Raw genomic sequence first — 1,718 nt, 5'->3', positions numbered from 1 at the left:
ATGAGAGATATAAAAACTTATCAAAAGAAACGTAAACGATGCGTATGATCTTTAATCACTCATTTGAATAAGAGAGTGAATTTAGAACCTATAAACTCTCATATGGCTTCAAACGTATTAAGAATAACGCCCTTTTCTTTAAAGAGATTCATTTAAAACAAAGCGCATGATCATGACGCTTCTTTTAAAAACGTTTCAAAATATTAAGCTCAAAATTGAGCTGAATGAATTAAAAGAACGCTTTGTAGCTTTATCAATCCAATCAAAAGCAAATGCTTATTAAACAAATGTCTTTTTAAAAACGTTCTTTTACATTTATGAACATTGGTTTTTAAAACAATCTCTCATAAGACAATAAACAACCGCTTTTATAAAATGTAAGGTTTTCAAAATTTTGCTCTGCTGTGAAATCTATAGCCTAGGTTTACTCAAAAGAGAAAATGTTCTTAAGTAAATGGAAAGAATAATAAGCTTATAAAGCATCAGTTTCAAACGTTTAAACATGCATTTAGAAAATGCTTTCATAAGCGTATTTTCATTAATTTTATGTTTTTATCATGTGATAACAATCCAATCTTTAAAACAAGATGTGATCTTTAAACGTATGTTATCGATAATTCCAAACGACTAAATTTTAAACAATGCGATTTGAGTGATAAAAACGTATCATAAAATTTATGAACTGTTATGAATGATAGCTGCTTTTCATTTCATTTGAACGTTTACATGCGTTATAATATTTACATCATGATTTGCTTTTTATGGTCTATTCATGCATGGCAATCTTATATAAAAAACAGTCAAATGAATCATGCATAAAAGTGTGGATTCTTAAGTGGATTCATATAAAATAATTTCACACAACCTATTGACTTTATTAGTTTTTTATGCATAATATGTTGTTGAACTCAGATAAACGTTTTTGATTTTAACAGCTGTTTCAATAGGGCGGGTAGTGCTTGCATCATAAGCACCTTGTCCCGCCCGTGTCTCAAACACCACATCACGGCTTTCGTTAAAGTAAAAGGTCTCACGTTCACAAAAACGAATGGCTGCAAAAATACTTTCTTGGATTTGTTGAACATACTCATCTGCTATGTCATCAATCTCATCTTGGATAACTGACACTAAGTGCGAAAGTGTTCTCTTATGGCGATAAACATCTCGCTTTACTGGTATTGGTCCTCCGGTTTTAACCCGAATATAATGACGTGTCATCAAAATACCTTTCTGTAAAAATTATTACTATTGATATTATATATTTTGTGTAGTATAGTGCACTAATGGTAGCGATAATAAAAACAACAGATGAATTCGATAACTGGTTAGAAAAGCTTAAAGACAGAAAAGCTGCTAATATAATTCTTGCAAGGCTTCATAGAATTCGTTCAGGGCTTTTGGGTGATGCAAAGTTTTTTAATGGTATAGGTGAATTACGTATCCATTATGCTGCTGGTTACCGAATTTATTTTACAAAAAAAGGCGATAAAATCATTATATTGCTTTGTGGTGGTGACAAATCCACACAATCCAGTGATATTCAAAAAGCCTTATCTCTTTTAGAGGATCTTAAAAATGAAATTGAAAACCTTTAACTTTGAAAAACACCTCACAACACCAGAATCTCAAGAAGTCTTTTTAAATGAAGCCTTCAAAACTGGTGATGCTGCTCATATAGCAGATGCCCTTGGTATTGTTGCACGTGCTCAAAATATGAG

Annotated in this window: 1 protein-coding gene and 2 pseudogenes; 2 read left to right on the top strand and 1 reads right to left on the bottom strand. The window is 31.4% G+C overall.

The annotated features are described in order from the left end of the window. Window positions 1-891: 891 nt before the first annotated feature. Window positions 892-1,218: pseudogene (locus tag ACFIK6_RS09670) on the bottom strand (hypothetical protein); the annotation flags it as partial. Window positions 1,219-1,283: 65 nt separating this feature from the next. Here ACFIK6_RS09670 and ACFIK6_RS09665 point away from each other — a divergent pair. Further along, on the top strand, window positions 1,284-1,595 hold the full coding sequence (locus tag ACFIK6_RS09665; RefSeq protein WP_375642715.1) for a type II toxin-antitoxin system RelE/ParE family toxin: 312 nt from the start codon (window positions 1,284-1,286) through the stop codon (window positions 1,593-1,595). Continuing rightward, window positions 1,576-1,718, top strand: a pseudogene (locus tag ACFIK6_RS09660) (DNA-binding protein); the annotation flags it as partial. The gene ACFIK6_RS09665 and the pseudogene ACFIK6_RS09660, both read left to right, overlap by 20 nt.

The sequence above is a fragment of the Bartonella sp. AS69XJJH genome (genome assembly GCF_042195585.1).
GTDB lineage: Bacteria > Pseudomonadota > Alphaproteobacteria > Rhizobiales > Rhizobiaceae > Bartonella.
Note: the sequence above shows the minus strand (reverse complement) of the source record. Positions and strands in the feature narration are given on the sequence as shown.

Excerpts from the sequence above, each read along its gene's own strand:
- ACFIK6_RS09665 (WP_375642715.1), top strand. The coding sequence starts at position 1,284 with ATGGTAGCGATAATAAAAACAACAGATGAATTCGATAACTGGTTAGAA.